A 14,914-nucleotide genomic window follows, 5' to 3' on the forward strand; every position below is an offset into this window, starting at 1 on the left:
GCGTTGAGACAAGTTTGCAGCACGCCAAGGAAGTCCGGGTGCTCTCAAGCAGGGCGGTGGAGGAAATCTCAAAGCCGGTCAAGGATGCTTTTGACAAGGTGCTGACGGACCTCAAGGCGACGTAAAAGCGGACTCGCACTTAAATCGCCTGGACTGATCGGGGGCGGCCTACCTTATTCATGGACGGAAAAGATGGTGACGGGGACCATCAGGTCGGGAGAGAGCTGGAAAGTGTGTCCTGCGATCTCGATAGCTCCAGCTAACAAGCTCCTGAAAACGGATCGCGGGCGGCCGGCGTGACATATTGGACGGTTTGAACTGGCGAAGAACCCACCATCTTGGTATCTAACCGCGTAGGCGGCAGGGGGCAGGGGGCAGGGAAGTGGTAATGGATTCACGCAGGGACATAGCCGAGCGGGTCATCGCGCGTTGGAAGGCGCGAGGAATCCGGATCGATGAAGACCCGGGTTTCATGGAACTGGTCGCTCTTTGGACGGCAGGGTCGATTGCGTCCGGTGAAATGCGCCGCCGGTATTCGGCGCTCCAGCGCGAGCGGTCGCTGTCCAGGTCAATGCCACTTGATGTGTATCCCTGCGACGAAGGGGCGGAGGTCGATCATCGATCGATTGCGATTCCAGACGACGAACCAGATGAACGGGGAGGTCTCGGACTGCCGGCGCAAGGGTGACTCTTACAAAGGGCTCATCACGCACCATTTCCTGGCGAGCGCGAACTTCACGAAACAGCGGGTCGACAAGCGCTGCGTCGCGTTGTGCATATTCTCGGGAAGAGTCCGAAAAATCCTTGCCACGAGCCGCAATGGCTGGCGGCTCAGCAAGGTAGAAGGTGAGGAGCGGCCGGCGGTACTGAGTCGACATCTTTATCAACTGTGGGCGTGTCGGCTCAGGGCATCTTCAAGCATGGCAAGGCGGTCGCTGCCCGCTATACAGGGTGCATCGCTAATGCCGAGCTTGTCGGCACATCTTCAACGCTGAGTCCCTCAGTCTCGTGCGCCCAGCGTCCGACAAGTTATTGTCTTCCATGGGAGTCCGGCTTGCGCAAATTGCCCCCGATGAAGGTTGGTCCGCCCGGGTCTTCCGCATGGAAAACGCGCGTTGCCTCAAAAACGCCGGTGCGCCATGCATAGGTCGTATCGTCGATCATGCGGCAAGACCTCCTGGTTTGTCGGACGACCGTACCATTTGGTGACGATGCGGGCTACTTTGGCGACGAGCGCGGTACTCATGCGAAGGTTCGAGTGTGCATCGAACATCTCCGGCGCCAAATAGCATCGAGACCTCGTTTGGGCGAAAGGTTATTCCTTTGCTGCAAAGCCTAGCTCAACGCGGCTGACATCTAAGATCGCCCGAAGGACGTCGATGCCGAATTTGAGGCTTTCCACCTCGACATCCAGCGAGATGCCCTCGGTGACTGTGCCTTTTGCGTTAGCGATTACCACCTCCTCCAGGTCTTCGAACCACTGAGGACTGTTCCCTTTGTGAAGCTTCGATAGTTCCGCAATCGCGACACTAAATGCCGATTGGACCGCGATTAGAGCGGCGCCGAGCTTTCGTTCGTCTACACCCGAGATGCAAACAATGGGGCTGTTTTTCTCATCCATGGGCTGTTCCTCTGCTGGCTCGCCACGAAACCCTATTTCAACTAATAGGCGACAGAGTCGTCGATCGCCGACGAATGCAAATAGGCCCGTAGGCTGGAGTCTCGGGTAGTTAGATCAACGAATACGCGATGCTGGGGGTGGACCATGTGGAAATGGTGGATGCGCTTGAGGCCTGTTGAAATCTGGGTCCAGCTTCCGAACGTTCCAACCGGCGGCAATGCCTCTAGGCCGTAAGCGTCGCACCTCCTGGTACGCGATAGCGGGTAATCCTTTGTACGAACTGGCTCGCATGCAAGGTCGCCCGAAGGACACAAGTGCCGAGCCTGGGCTTTCCGGCCATAGTCTTCAGTGAGACGTCTGTTGCTTCCACAACTCAACACATTCCGGCGAGCGGCATAAACCTGCAAACTCATTGTTTTTGATCCGCACGCGTCATACCTGGCCTGCACCCCACCGCCATGGCTTCGGCAAAAGGCCTTTTACTCAAAACGCAGGGACCTAGTTTGGCCCGTTTGTCAGGCAGCATCACAAAAAGATCTGCGGAAGGCTCGTCCCGCTTTGCGCGCTCAGGTGCGCCCGCAGTCGATCTGGCAGCGGATTGTTATTCAGGTACACTTTGCAATGAGGCGGAAGCTGCGACAGAATGTACGGCAGTGCAGTTCGCCCGTCGCCAAGTCCTCTCAGGTTGTTTCCACGAACGCTAAGCTCCTCCAGCCCCCTCGGCAGGTTAGGGGGCAGGTGGGTCAGTTCATTACTGTCGGTGCTGAGCCACTTTAGGGTGGCCGGGAGGTCCTCGGGTAGGCTAGTCAGTTCATTGTGAGGGACTTCGAGCCTCGTGAGCTTTGCAGGAAGGCGCTCGGGCAGGCGAATTATATTATTGAGTTCGGCGCGGAGATCCGTCAATTCGAGGGGGAGATTCTCCGGCAGGTGCGCGATTTCGTTGCGGGTGACATGAAGCTCCCTGAGCTCAGGCGGCAGGTTATCGGGCAAACTGGTCAGCCGGTTGTGGTTGACGTAGAGATACTTTAGTCCGGAAGGAAGCTCGTTCGGCAATCTGGTCAGCCGGTTGCCGTCGACGTAGAGCGTCTCGAGCATGTCCGGAAGAACCTCAGGCAGCGTGGTCAGCTGGTTGTCGCAGGCAGAGAGCTTTCGCAGACCGGGCGGGAGGTTGTTGGGCAGCCTGCCCAACCGGTTGTCATTGGCGTTGAGCCGCTGGAGGCCGGCCGGTAAGGTGGGGGGCAGTGCCGTTAGGGACAGCGATGTTAAGTTCAGGGGGGCACGAAAATTGCGGGTTTCCGTCCAGGCCTCGATCCGTGCCATTGCCTCGTGCCGGTCCTCGTCCTGCTCCTGCTGCCCGTCTTCCGCCCAGGCCAGTAAAATTTCTTTCAGTGCCGCTTCGCCGGACGAGGAGCCAGTCAAGCCTTCAACCCAGTTAAAGGTGTCTTCACCGCCTTGTTCGGAACTATTGCCAACACCCCCCTGCCTTCTGCCGTACATTGCGTCGTTCCTTAGGTCATTGCGTCACTGCTGATGTTACTTCCGTCGCGACCTTTCCTTCCAATACCAAATTCGTATCCCGTTATGCTTCGGGGGCATGGCCAGCGTCCTCCCTCGAGCTGGACAGCGCATGATTTTTATCGCGACGTTGAACAATCCCACCATTGACATGCTGCGCAAACTCGGCCTGACAGGCATGGCCAGCGCCTATCAGGAACTCGAAACGCAAATAGAAGCGAGACACCTTCGAGCATGGTGAAAGGCTTCGACTGCTGCTCGAGGCGGCCACGCTCCGCCAGAAGCGCTTCGAGGCGAGAGCCCGCCCTGCAAAGCAGCGCTGTAACGCCCAGATCGAGAACGCTGATTTTTGCGCCGCCCGCGCCCTGATCGCAATTTCGTGACGCCGAGTGATAAAGGTATTTCATCCACCAGTTCCAGCTTGGTGGAGACCTAAACCAGACGCATTTGGAGCCGCTTGCGGCCGATTTCGCGTGGCAACTCCATCTAACTGAGGCGCAAGTTCCCGGAACAAACGCTCACGCGCGATAACCTTTCCTCATTTTCGGGCAATCTCGCAGTGTCACGTTGATTTGGTAGGTCAGCTTACGACGCCGAAGCCGTTACGCTTTTTCTCTACGCCTGCAGGGCCCTGCCGACTTAAAGGCAACGACTTCCGGACAGCCGAGGCCCAGAACCAGTTCACCTTGACATCGTGTCACTCGGGCGTAACAGGCGGCAGCCCGAGTGTCGCAATAAGCTTCATTATCGACGGCGTGGGTGGACCCGGTGTCGGCGGCGGCATGGAGACGATGGACCCGAGCCGCGGAGGCGTTGCCATAACGCCAATCATCGTGCCGATAATGGCGATCCCATCGCCGCTGATTTCGATGGCCTGCGGGCCGGTTCTGCCCGATACTACAAGGCGGATCTTGTCGGGTGTTACCTCGACGCGGCTACCTAAGGCCGCTGCGGCAGGGGAGTCGGGCGCGGCGCCGCCCGAGGTCAGGAGGAAGTGTCTCTTGACGTCGATGCTGTAGATATTCCCGACCTCGACGGTATGATTCTTCTGGGCCTTCAAATAGACCTCCTCACGGCCCTGCTTGTCCTCAAAGCGCAGTTCATTGTAGGCATTAGCGGCGCCGCCATCGGTATGCGTCCGGAAGGTCGACCGCGTTTTGTCGGTCGGCAGGGTTTCAGGCGGCAGATTTGAGCCATTGTATACGACGCCGGTCACCAGGGGCGTGTCGGGATTGCCGTGGATGAAATCAACCACGACCTCATGGCCGATCCGTGGGACGACCAGGTTGCCAAAACCCTTACCAGCGAAGTTCTGGGCCACCCGAATCCAGCAGGAGCTGTTCTCGTTCTTTCCGCCTTCTCGGTCCCAGAAGAACTGAACCTTCACACGGCCGTACTTATCCGTCGCGATCGACTCGCCCTCGGGGCCCACGACGACGGCCGTCTGCGGTCCGTGAATCAACCGCGCCGGTGTGCGGCGCCTCGGTCGGTACTGGGTGGTCGCGGGGATAATCTCTACGTTGCTGTGATAGAGGAACCGCTCGCCCTTCCCCCCCACGGTGTCCGCAGTGAGATCGTCCCCCACCTCACCGATGACAGTGAAGTCCTGTCCGACTGCCAGAAAGCGATCGGTGGGTTTCGGGCGGGAACCGACCTGGCCGTAGTAGAAGGGATTTGCCGCCTTGAATAATGACCCGGTCGTTATCTGGCGCGCAGTGCTTTCGATCCGCGCGCGATAAGCGTTGCAGGCGAGTTCCTCGGCACGGATGGTGGCGTAGAAATCGCCATCGCTTTTTTTTGTATACTGGCCTGGATACTCGAAGACCTCCCGCATTGCCGTGCAGCCGCTGCTTGCCGACGAGGTCTCGCCCGTTCTGACCGCCACGCTCTCCCGCGGTCGGGTGATGGCGCTTCCCGTGAGCTTGCATGGCGGAATGCCGCCTGTCCTCACGGGAGGAACACGCGCGACAGACGTCAGTTCTGCCATCGGCTTCTCATGGTCATAGTCCCTGAGAACGACCTTATTCGGCTGTAGCGATACGACCTCGTCCCAATGCAGGATGACATCTTCTTGGTAAAGACTTCGGGCAGGCCTGAGATTGTGGTGGGTCTCTACGATCTCAGGCGTGCAGGCCATGTGACTCGCGGCGTTGTCGACCAGCACCAGGTCATGTTGGTCCTCAGCATGTTCAAAATAGTAGTAGATGCCGTCCTGCTCCATGAGGCGGCTGACGAAGGCCAGATCCGTTTCATCGTACTGGACGCAATATGGGCGCTGTGGGAACCGTCGGGCGGTCTGATTCTTGAAATTGCCTTTATGTTCTCGAAAAATCGTGGTGATGATCTCGATGCTCGTCTTGTTCTGAAAGACCCGACTGTTAGAGCGATGCTCGAGCAATGAAATCCACGGCCGCACCTGCGCCACGTAGTTGAGGTGCTCGGTATCGTCGAGGCCGAGATATTGGAAGCGCGTAACAACACCGTTGAAGAAGCGCGTTTGCGAGTCCTTGAGCTTAAGGCCGATTGTCAGGTTTTGACCGGGGATCGTAGCAAAGTTCTGAACTGGATTGCGGCTGGCGAGCTTCACCTCGTAGAGGAAAGGTTCCCCCAGCCGCTCGGTGCCACTGAGCCGCCGGAGAGAGATTTCATTCAACTCGGACGCGGCCGAAGTGACCGCAACAAAACGATTGTGCCTTAAGAGACTCTCGATTCTTGACTCGACCATGGTGGTGTGTGTTCCGCAGATTTGATGAGAAGGCGCGGTTGCGCCCGATGGCGTGAGTAGGATGCTGCCGAAGCCATCGGCGAAGATGCCGAAAAGCGTTTATTTCGTGCATCGAAATCGCCGACCGTTGCTCAGCCAAGATGTCTTGCTGGCCCGCATCGTCAGAGCCAAGCGGGGGAGGGCGGGGTGAAGAAAGCGTGTGGGTCTCTTGGAACTCACCCACGCTAAGTCCCACCCAAATCTCGCCATGCGGCCTTGTAACATCGATGAGTTGGCGGATTCCGGCGGTGCTAGCGACGACGTGTCTCCTGGAAGATTCAACCAGGCCCAGGGCGCAGCGCCCGAGCGGACAACCACGGTGGTCGAGTTTCGCCGCGATCGTCGGCTCGATAGGCCTCTCCGCTGCTGAAGCCTCAAGGGCGTCAAAATGGCGATAACGTTCCAAAGAGGCGTCACGGCGAATTTTGCAAAGGGCCTTGGCGGTCCCATTGCAGTTTGCGTTGAGCTTACTGAAGAGAGTCGAGCTTCCGATGCTTGTCATAACGGGCCTTCCAAGCCGCCGCCCGCCGTGCCGCCGCACTTGGTATCGAGGTTACGTGGGCCATTCACCCGTTCCAGATCGATCTCGCCAAGGAGATCTTCTCCCCGCCCGAAAAGAAGGTCGAGCGGGCCCGCCGCATCATGGATGTCCGTTTCAGGAGAGTGCCATGCGGCAGCCGGTGGGCCCCGGTCAGTCGGGGTAGTTGTCAAGTCATCGGCGTGCTGGCGCGTTTTCCTCTTGCCCATCCAACTGGACCATCCGAGTCTGCCGCAGCGACCCAACTGCACTTCCGGGACCTGCTCCTGACGGAGAACGAGGTTAATCTCCCAGTCAAGTTCATCTCCAAGGTAGTTGCAGATGATCTCCGCTATCGACTTAAGGCCGGGAGCTGCGGGCAGAAGCGATTCGTAATGAGCCAGGCTGAGGGGACCCACAATGAGTCGGAACCGATGGTGCCACACTCTGACCCTCGCACCTGCAATAGCGTTGCTGTTCAGCGTGCCCGTGGCCGGGTCGTGGCCCAGGAGGCAGAGCGATATGCGGGGCAGATCCACCCACTTTGGGACAAATTCACGGATATCAACCGGCGCCTCGACGAAGCTGGCGAGGATGGCAGCGAGCCCCTCGGCGTTGCGGGTGTGTGAGGCGAGACGGCCGGTGAAGTGGAGTTTGGCCAGATCAGGCATAGCATCCCGCGCGCGCAGGGAGGTCATCCCGAAGCCGGCTAGCGCGCCGAGCTGAAGGGCAAATCGATCTTCTTGTGGCCTGTCATAGCTCACGGTCGGTTCGCCCTCCGCCCATGCGCGGAAGAAGAACGAGGCCATTCGATGATGAAAGGTATCAGCAAATCGGATCAGCGTCTCATCCGCGGCGTTGTGCTGCCGGAGAAGGGCGTACTCCGTCAGATGCAATGGGAGGGGACCGTGGGGTCCAAACAAGCCGAAGGCGTAGGTGGAGATTACGGGGTCGTTCTCCTCGTGCGCAGTCACGCCCGCGATCGATCGAGTCGGAAATGCAAGGGAGGGCTGCTGGGCGATCCGCACGCGATCCAGGCTGGGACCGCTCGATTCTCCCAGCCGAGGCCGATCTGAGCAGATTGCATCGATCCGCCGCAGAGCCTGGAAGAAGTCGCAGGCATGCGGTTCGGCCCTGAGCGAGCTTAGGAAGTCGCCGAGTGCCCCCGAAATCAAAGGATCGCCCGGCGGCCGGCCATCGTCGGCCATCGCATTACCTCCCCGCGCTGTAGCGTCGAGACGACCATCTCGGTGAAGCTGTTGATGGATACGTATTTCGCGAAGAACTGGTTGAGCACGGAGGCGAGCGGAAAGATGCCAACGCCTTCGAAGGCCGCTTCGTCCAGGATGATACCAACCTCAATCCCACGTGCTACGGCGGCTTGTCCACCGCTGGACAATCGCCTGACCGCAGGCCTGGACCGAATCTCCCGGATCCCGTCGATCTGCCGTGAGGCGAAGGCATTGACTGGATCGACGTAGAGGCGGAGGAGTTCACGTAGCGCTTCTGCGCCCCGGTGGTCGTTCCTATCGGAATTGCTGATCGAGAGGTAGTTCAGTGAAAGATGGCTAATTAATCGCCAAGTGATATCGCCATTGGCGAAGGAGTGGCGCGGTCGGCTCGGGGGCGATACGCACCGGGTGGCGGTAACTGGAGCGCCGATTTCCAGGGTGAAGTCTGTCACGTCCCGGCCGATCGGCAGCAGCAGCGCCAGATCCCGGTTCGAGCACAGGCAGTTTACAGACAAATGCCGGAGTTCCGCCGAATAGGGAGCCGCCTGGCGATCAACTAGAGAAACGAACGTTTCGCTGCCGATGTAGCCAGTCCGCGCGCCATTTAGACGCTGGTGCTCCGACATGAGGCGCTGCTCCCGGCGGATCGCGTAGTATCTGGAATGCTGCTCCTCCTGACCGTGCGCGCTGATGCTATAGAACGGGTAGAACCTCACGGGAGCCGCTTCGTTTTTCGCCCCGTCTCCGCTCATCTCGAGGATCGAGTGGACCTCAAAGTCGAGCGGCCTCATCCTGTCAACAATCACATGATGCTCGGTGTTCTTGTCGCTCACGTGGACGAGATCTGCCTGGCGTTCGAAGAGATTAATCGCGGGCGTTGCGAAGAGAACGATATTTTGGGGCCCGAGCTGTCGTTCCAGCCGTGGCTCGACACGTCTGAGTGCGAAGACGATCTCAAGGGTCTCGGCAGTTGACAGGGCTACTGCGTCTGCCAGCCCGCTAACCTCGACGAACAACGTCCGCTCCGCGAGGGCGAAATACTCCTGTAGGAGACGGTACCCGTCGAAAGAGCGTGGCACCTCGGGCAGGAGAGCACAGCTCGGCTCCAAACCGCGTTGCTGCAGCGCATGAACCGGAATCTTTTCCTGCCAAGGGATAGGCCGGCCGACCGGACGGGCTATGATATTGCATGCGTCACCGAGAAGCTGTTCGGCGAGTGCGGCGCCGATGCCACCGGGGCCTGTTAGGTGCAGTGTGAGAGCCTCTAGTCCGAGTTTATTGAACGGCATGCCATTGGTGGTACGAAGGCGTAGTCGCAAAGCAGCCTTCGCATCTTGCCGGGCCGGAAGATCCAGTGCGGCGATCTGCCCCGGCGTCGAAAAATAATCGGCAGCGCTCACCACAATTGGCCAGAGATGCACATCATGGGCCGTGCGGAACTCGCAATGTGTGACGGCGCCCGGAGCAAGACGGCCCAAAAGCTTGGTTCCCCGCGGCACGAGGTATCCATTTTCAAGTCGTCCGGCATCCTGGTCGGGCTCGAAACGGACGATCGTCATCGAGGGGAGCGGCGGTAGAAAATGCGGATAGACCATCTCCAGGAGGTGCTGGGTGAATTCCGGAAAGCGAGACTGAAGCTTCAATTGCACCCGCGCCGCCATGAAAGCGAAGCCTTCCAGAAGCCGCTCGACGTAGGGGTCGGCGACCTCCGCTGATTCCATCCCGAGCCGGGCGGCGACCTTCGGGAATGCACGGGCGAACTCGGCCCCCATCTCGCGCATATAAGCAAGTTCGTCGTTGTACAGTCGCAGGAGCCGGGGATCCATCAGCTTATCTCTGTACCGAGATGAACGCGGGCGGATTCGAGCTCGGAATCTACCTCCGTACGCATCACCATTCGCACCGGCAATGGCTGCGCCCACAGATCGGCTTCGATCCTAAAGCGAAAAGTGCCGCAACCCTGACCATCGTCCAGGACCGTGACCTTCAGGGTGTCCGGTAAGAGACGCGGCTCAAAGCGCTGAAGGCTCTCGATTATCGCTTCGCGCAATGCGCTCTTATCCATGCCTTCGCGAATTTGTCCGCTGAGAGGCCAGGCACCATAATTAAGTGCACTGGCCGCTACGTGAGGGTACGCTTGTAGATCTACGGTTGCACCCAATTGATTGGTGTTCAACAACCAGGAAACATCGCGTAGAATCACCTCTTCCAGTTGGCGAACAGAGAAGCTGCGCTTGTCCTGCGCTTCACACGAGCTGCGCGGCTCATCGTCCGTAAGCCGGTCCAGGAGGGATGGTTGCACGAGATCCCGCTTAACATCTCTGCCCATGTTACAATCTCCAGGTGCAATGGCGACGAGTCGATCTGTCGTTTTCGCGCGCAGCCCCGAATATTCCCGGGTTGCCGATGGCCCCATCAGCCGACGAGCCTATTGAAGTCGGTGCTGTTCGCGATTTGGTTCCAGATGCCCTCGCCAGCTTTGGTAAGAGCGCCTTTTTCATCCTGCCTGTAATAAATGACCTTGCAGGCGCCGAACCGGAATGTGATCGTCTCCTCGGGGGCCTCTTCCGCATAGGACCACTCGACCTTCTCGACTACCAGCATGTTGAAACTCCAGTGCAAGAACAGGTTCGATTCTGATGTAGCTTGTCCGCTCCCCGTCGCTTTGAAAAGTTTCAGTTCGACGCTATTGAAGTGGGCGCCGCGACCACAGGCAACGTACAGAGAGGGCGATGACGTATCCACCTGCTTCTTGATAGTGAAGACCTCGAATTCGGCCTTGCCCGCGCCCGCCCCGGCGGTATGAGGCCCAATGTTCAGCTTGTTTTCGAGTGAAAAGCTCCATTCGTCCGCTAGGGTGATACCGTCCTTTAGAATGATAGATTCGCCCTTGGGCAAAATGCCGTCCTTGGACGCTTGCGTGAATTTTATAACCGCGTCGAACGCCATGATGGACTTTCCTTTTCTCGTTGATCTGATTGGGCCTGGATTGCATCGGCCAGCCCGGGGCAGCTATTCCGGAGTTTTGGCGCCGAGAACGGAGCACAATCATCTGCGGGTTTTCTCAGTCCTTGCGGGCGGATGGCAGGCGCGAGACAAGTCTCAAAGAGATGGTTAGGCCTTCGAGCTGGTAGTGTGGCCGCATGTAAAATCTCGCAACGTAATATCCGGGATTATCTTCGACCTCTTCCACCTTGACCTCGGCTGAGGAGAGCGGCTGCTGTGCCTTACTCTCTTCGCTCCCAAGCTCGGGCGAGGGGTGGACATAGCCCTGAATCCATTGGTTGAGCCACTCCTCGACCTCGTGGCGCTCCTTGAACGTGCCAATCTTGTCCCGGACCATACACTTCAAATAATGTGCGAAGCGGCAGGTTGCGAAGATGTAGGGTAGCCGGGCACTGAGTTCGGCGTTCGCTGACGCGTCGGGGTCTTCGTATTTGACCGGCTTGTTAATAGTTTGAGCGCCAATAAATACGCCGAGGTCCGTGTTTTTGCGGTGCAACAGCGGTAGAAGACCGTTTTTGGACAGTTCGGCCTCACGGCGGTCGCTGATCGCGATCTCAGTGGGGCATTTTAGGTCGACGCCACCGTCGTCGCTGCGGAAGGTATGTACCGGCAGACCCTCGACCAGGCCGCCGGATTCGACGCCACGAATTCTGGAGAGCCAGCCATAGAGCTTGAACGAGCGCGTGATATTTACGCCCATGGCGTAGGCTGCGTTCGTCCAAAGGTATTTCTCGCTGTCGCCGCCGTCTGTGTCCTCCTCGAAGGCGAATTCATCGACCGGGTTGGTTTTGGCCCCGTAGGGCAGCCGGCCAAGGGTGCGTGGTAAGGTCAGGGCCACGTACCGAGAGTTCTCGCTCTCGCGGAACGCCCGCCAAGGGGCATGTTCGGGCGTGAGGAAGATTTTTGTGATGTCACGCGGGTTCGCAAGCTCACGCCAAGAATCCATCTGCAGCAGATGTGGTGAGACGGCAGATATAAGCGGTGAGTGGCTCGCCGCCGCGATCTGCGCCAGTCCCGAAAGCAACTCTACGTCCGGTGGGGTATGGTCGAAATAGTAGTCGGCAATCAGGCAGCCATAGGGTTCACCGCCGATTTGGCCGTATTCGTCTTCGTAAATTTTTTTGAATAGCGGACTCTGATCCCAGGTGACACCCTTATATTTCCGCAGAGTTCGGGACATCTCCACCTTTGAAACTGGGAGAACGCGAATCTTCAACGTTTCATCGGTTTCGGTGTTGATGGCAAGGTGATGCAAGCCCCGCCAAGCTGATTCCACGCGCTGGAAATTTTCGTGATGGAGGATCTCGTTGAGTTGTGCAGAAAGCTTCTGGTCGATCGAAGCAATCATTGCTTGGATAGTCGTGACGACATCGTCGCTGATTAGCGACGTGTTTTGAAGTGCCTGCTCGGCCAGTGTTCGGACGGCACTCTCCACCAAGTCACGGGAGTGGTCCGAGCGGATCTTGAACTCGAATCGAAGCATGCGGGTGAAATCGCCGAGATCAACGGTGGCGACCTGTACATCTGTGGCATCTGCAGGCATCATGATCAGTTCTCCTCTGTGTCTGGGGATGCCAATGGCGGAGCGGCAACCACTGCATCAGGCTTCTCAGTCTCGATGCCATTGCCGAGGGCGCTTAGCAGTGCCGAATCCGCGAGGAAGTGGGTGAGCAACTCTTCGGCACCGTTCTTCCCGTCCATATAGGCCAGCAGATTGGAGAGCTCCGTTCGCGCCTCGAGCAGCCTGCTAAGGCTGTCGACCTTGCGCGCCACGGCCGCCGGCGAGAAATCTTCGAGCCGCTCGAACGTCAAGTCGACAGCGAGTTGGCCTTCTCCGGTCAATAGGTTCGGCACCCGCATCACCACCCTGGGCCTCAGCGATCTGAGCCGATCATCGAAATTGTCGATATCGATCTCCATCATCTTGCGCTCCGCGACAGGGGCAAGCGGCTCGGCAGCATTGCCGGCGAGGTCGGACATCACGCCGACCACGAAGGGAAGCTGAACCTTCTTCTGAGAGCCATAGGTCTCGACGTCGTATTCGATCTGTACGCGAGGCGGACGAACCCGCGCGATGAACTTTTGACTACTCGCCTTTGTCATGTGTTCCACTCTCCTGATAGGGAAGATTGCGCACGTCACGTGCCCTCGCCGACCGCCAGACCGGCAATCGAACGGTATTGGGCAACCCCTTCTGGCGCCAACTCTTTGATAAGAGCCATGAAGTCCTTCGAGACAAGTCGCTGCGCGCGCTCCAGGAGGGCTGGCAGCGGGCTCGCGGGCTCATTCACCTGGTACCAGTGGCAAATGCGGCCAAGAATTTCGACAACGTCATCGCGGTTGCGGATCACTTCGGGGTAAGAGGCCTTGCTAGAGTCTGGCAATGGAGATGCCGGGGCTGCAGGCTGGGCCCTTTTCCGATGGGCGTCGACCAGATCCTTGGCCTGGGTGAGTAGCACTATCAGAGGGTCGAATCGAACGGCCTCGTCACTCGCGACGTGCTGCCGAACACTCGCGTCTAGATGGGTGGCGGCTGCCAGGCTGGCGTGGAGACCAGTGCTGATCTGCTCGAGCTGCAGTGGATCGGTGTCGATGAAGGCGTGCTCGATGGTCGAACGATCAATTTCCGTAGATTGGGACCGTAGCGCACCAGCCCAATCGCGGAGCGTAAAAGTCCCGAATTGCCTGGAGGAGGTGAGTGGGACTTGGCGTATTTCTGCCAAGAGCCCGGAGAGATCGCAGAGGCTCGCTAGAGCGTTGAGGCGAACGGTCTGATCTTCGTCATCTTCTGGATCCGGTCGCGGATGTAGCTCTGACCAGTAGAGCTCGACATAGGCCGCGAGCAGCTCAAGCCCCCGACTTAGACCAGAGAAGCCGAACTGACTGAGGGCGGATCGTGTGAGCAAGATGCCGACTCTTAGATCCTTAGTGCGGGCAGAAAGGTCGAGGCCAAGCCGCCACACCTCTGTCCAATCGGGAGCCTCCTCGGTGGCGATGGAGTCGCCTATCTGCTGGTGCGGCTTGCCATGCGACGCTATCTCCAGCTCCAGGAAGCTCAAATCGTAATCGAGAGCATCCCCGCATGCGTTGCCGTCGCTGATCGGTTTTAATAGATGATCTGCATCGAGCATGACCCAAATCCCAGTTTTCCCGACATAAAAGATCGTCGCGCCTCTGTTTCTCAATGTTTAGCAATGAGCAGACGCGATTGCTCATGCACAATCGACATTCGTATATGTCGTGAATGCTTGGGGCGTGAATGCCGCCGCTTCGGATCTTGACGCAGCTATGTGCTGCTCAGGCGCGAGGGACACCTTGTGAACAACAAGAAGCTCTTCCGGGTCCATCGGGAGGAGAAGCTCACGATGCGCAAGCGCCGTGGCCGGAAACGAGCGAAAGGCAAGCGTTGGTGTTGATCCCGCTGGCTGCCAATGATCGTTGGCGCGGGTTCAGGCTTCTGATGGTCGTGAGGAAAGCCGGACTCTCGTCGCCGATACTTCGCTCTCCGGCCTGCGGTCGCCTGTGGACTGGATCGGGTTGTTGAGGAGCGTGGCAAGCCAAGCACTCTGGCCTCGGCTAACTAACCCTGCAGAGTTCGCCCAGATCGGCAACCCGCGACGTGATGCAGTGCTACGCATTCGGAATGGTCTCCGCACCTAAACCCGCCGATGCCGCCGCAGATGCGCAACCCACCGCTGGAGCGAACCCCAAACTGGATAAACTTGACGGTACAAGCTCAGCCAGATTGAATTGACATCGTCGGGCAGTCGTTGCAAAGGGCAACCTGCGGAGTACCGTTGCAAACGTGAGCCTGAAGGCCTCCAACTACGAAGTCTTCGCGCGGCCGCCTCCGCGCCAGTTGCTGCATAAGGTGGATGGCGTCCTCGGCGATCGCTCTTGGGGGTGTCGGCGCGCGGACCCTCATCGAACGAGCAGCCAGCCGGCGGGTCCATCGCGCGTGCAGCGACCCGGCGTCAGTGGTAGAACGGCTCGAGCACTTCAACGGCATTATATCTCCTGCGCTCCGCCGGATCGCCGCACGAGGCATATAGGGCGACAATCTGGATGAGATCCGTATTGACCGCATGTAACGATGCTCCCCGAGATTCGCACGTTGCCTCATTCATTTTGCTCCCAGTTGGAGCGAAGGAGTGGGGTGCGGAGATGGCGGGGTTTCGCAGCGGCCGGCCTCCTTCGTGAGCGCCATTGCCGTTTTCGACGGAAGTCGAAGTTTAATAACCATCGTCGCGGTATTTACT

13 protein-coding genes and 3 pseudogenes are annotated in these 14,914 nt (G+C 58.6%); 4 read left to right on the forward strand and 12 right to left on the reverse strand.

The features are described from left to right. Positions 1 to 388: 388 nt before the first annotated feature. On the forward strand, positions 389 to 688 hold the full coding sequence (locus K6M89_RS29135) for a hypothetical protein (protein WP_004680434.1): 300 nt from the start codon (positions 389 to 391) through the stop codon (positions 686 to 688). A gap of 341 nt (positions 689 to 1,029) precedes the next feature. Here K6M89_RS29135 and K6M89_RS31700 read toward each other — a convergent pair whose 3' ends face one another. The 4 genes from K6M89_RS31700 to K6M89_RS29150 all read right to left on the reverse strand — a co-directional run bounded on the left by K6M89_RS31700 (position 1,030) and on the right by K6M89_RS29150 (position 3,118). Further along, positions 1,030 to 1,164, reverse strand: coding sequence for a hypothetical protein (locus tag K6M89_RS31700; protein WP_004680433.1), 135 nt, complete (start codon positions 1,162 to 1,164; stop codon positions 1,030 to 1,032). Then, positions 1,121 to 1,273: a hypothetical protein gene (locus K6M89_RS29140; RefSeq protein WP_312863359.1), complete on the reverse strand. Its 153-nt coding sequence runs from the start codon at positions 1,271 to 1,273 to the stop codon at positions 1,121 to 1,123. Before K6M89_RS29140 ends, K6M89_RS31700 begins: the two co-directional genes overlap by 44 nt. Before the next feature lie 42 nt (positions 1,274 to 1,315). Next, positions 1,316 to 1,621, reverse strand: a complete 306-nt coding sequence (locus K6M89_RS29145) for a hypothetical protein (protein WP_004680432.1) — start codon at positions 1,619 to 1,621, stop codon at positions 1,316 to 1,318. Positions 1,622 to 2,146: 525 nt separating this feature from the next. Further along, the gene (locus tag K6M89_RS29150) at positions 2,147 to 3,118 is read right to left on the reverse strand and encodes a leucine-rich repeat domain-containing protein (RefSeq protein ID WP_004680431.1); all 972 of its coding nucleotides are present in this window, start codon (positions 3,116 to 3,118) and stop codon (positions 2,147 to 2,149) included. Positions 3,119 to 3,248: 130 nt separating this feature from the next. Here K6M89_RS29150 and K6M89_RS31560 point away from each other — a divergent pair, with 130 nt between their 5' ends. After that, positions 3,249 to 3,377: a hypothetical protein gene (locus K6M89_RS31560; RefSeq protein WP_010068000.1), complete on the forward strand. Its 129-nt coding sequence runs from the start codon at positions 3,249 to 3,251 to the stop codon at positions 3,375 to 3,377. A gap of 456 nt (positions 3,378 to 3,833) precedes the next feature. On the opposite strand, the gene K6M89_RS29160 is transcribed toward K6M89_RS31560, so the two are convergent. After that, on the reverse strand, positions 3,834 to 5,861 hold the full coding sequence (locus K6M89_RS29160; RefSeq protein ID WP_004680430.1) for a type VI secretion system Vgr family protein: 2,028 nt from the start codon (positions 5,859 to 5,861) through the stop codon (positions 3,834 to 3,836). A gap of 549 nt (positions 5,862 to 6,410) precedes the next feature. On the opposite strand from K6M89_RS29160, the pseudogene K6M89_RS31705 reads away from it, so the two are divergent. Continuing rightward, a pseudogene (locus tag K6M89_RS31705) lies at positions 6,411 to 6,548 on the forward strand (CoA ester lyase); the annotation flags it as partial. A 105-nt stretch (positions 6,549 to 6,653) separates the two neighbouring features. Here the strand turns inward: K6M89_RS31705 and tssG are convergent. From tssG to tssA, 7 genes and pseudogenes are all read right to left on the reverse strand, one after another. Then, a pseudogene (tssG, locus tag K6M89_RS29165) lies at positions 6,654 to 7,625 on the reverse strand (type VI secretion system baseplate subunit TssG); the annotation flags it as partial. Then, positions 7,589 to 9,475: a type VI secretion system baseplate subunit TssF gene (gene tssF / locus K6M89_RS29170; protein WP_004680428.1), complete on the reverse strand. Its 1,887-nt coding sequence runs from the start codon at positions 9,473 to 9,475 to the stop codon at positions 7,589 to 7,591. The gene tssF and the pseudogene tssG, both read right to left, overlap by 37 nt. Next, complete coding sequence (gene tssE, locus K6M89_RS29175; RefSeq protein ID WP_004680427.1) at positions 9,475 to 9,978, reverse strand: type VI secretion system baseplate subunit TssE; 504 nt, start codon at positions 9,976 to 9,978, stop codon at positions 9,475 to 9,477. Before tssE ends, tssF begins: the two co-directional genes overlap by 1 nt. 86 nt (positions 9,979 to 10,064) lie before the next feature. Continuing rightward, on the reverse strand, positions 10,065 to 10,598 hold the full coding sequence (locus K6M89_RS29180; protein ID WP_004680426.1) for an Hcp family type VI secretion system effector: 534 nt from the start codon (positions 10,596 to 10,598) through the stop codon (positions 10,065 to 10,067). Between the two features lie 115 nt (positions 10,599 to 10,713). Further along, positions 10,714 to 12,201 (reverse strand): type VI secretion system contractile sheath large subunit, encoded by a 1,488-nt coding sequence (gene tssC, locus K6M89_RS29185; RefSeq protein ID WP_004680425.1) that lies wholly within the window; start codon positions 12,199 to 12,201, stop codon positions 10,714 to 10,716. 2 nt (positions 12,202 to 12,203) lie between these two features. After that, a complete protein-coding gene (gene tssB, locus K6M89_RS29190) occupies positions 12,204 to 12,758 on the reverse strand; it encodes a type VI secretion system contractile sheath small subunit (RefSeq protein ID WP_004680424.1) in 555 nt (184 codons plus the stop codon). 35 nt (positions 12,759 to 12,793) lie between these two features. After that, complete coding sequence (tssA, locus tag K6M89_RS29195; RefSeq protein WP_004680423.1) at positions 12,794 to 13,786, reverse strand: type VI secretion system protein TssA; 993 nt, start codon at positions 13,784 to 13,786, stop codon at positions 12,794 to 12,796. Between the two features lie 93 nt (positions 13,787 to 13,879). Between tssA and K6M89_RS31345 the strand changes: the two are divergent. Further along, positions 13,880 to 14,236, forward strand: a pseudogene (locus K6M89_RS31345) (IS3 family transposase); the annotation flags it as partial. Positions 14,237 to 14,914 lie beyond the last annotated feature (678 nt).

Origin of the sequence: Rhizobium croatiense, assembly GCF_019793465.1 — a bacterium.
GTDB lineage: Bacteria > Pseudomonadota > Alphaproteobacteria > Rhizobiales > Rhizobiaceae > Rhizobium > Rhizobium croatiense.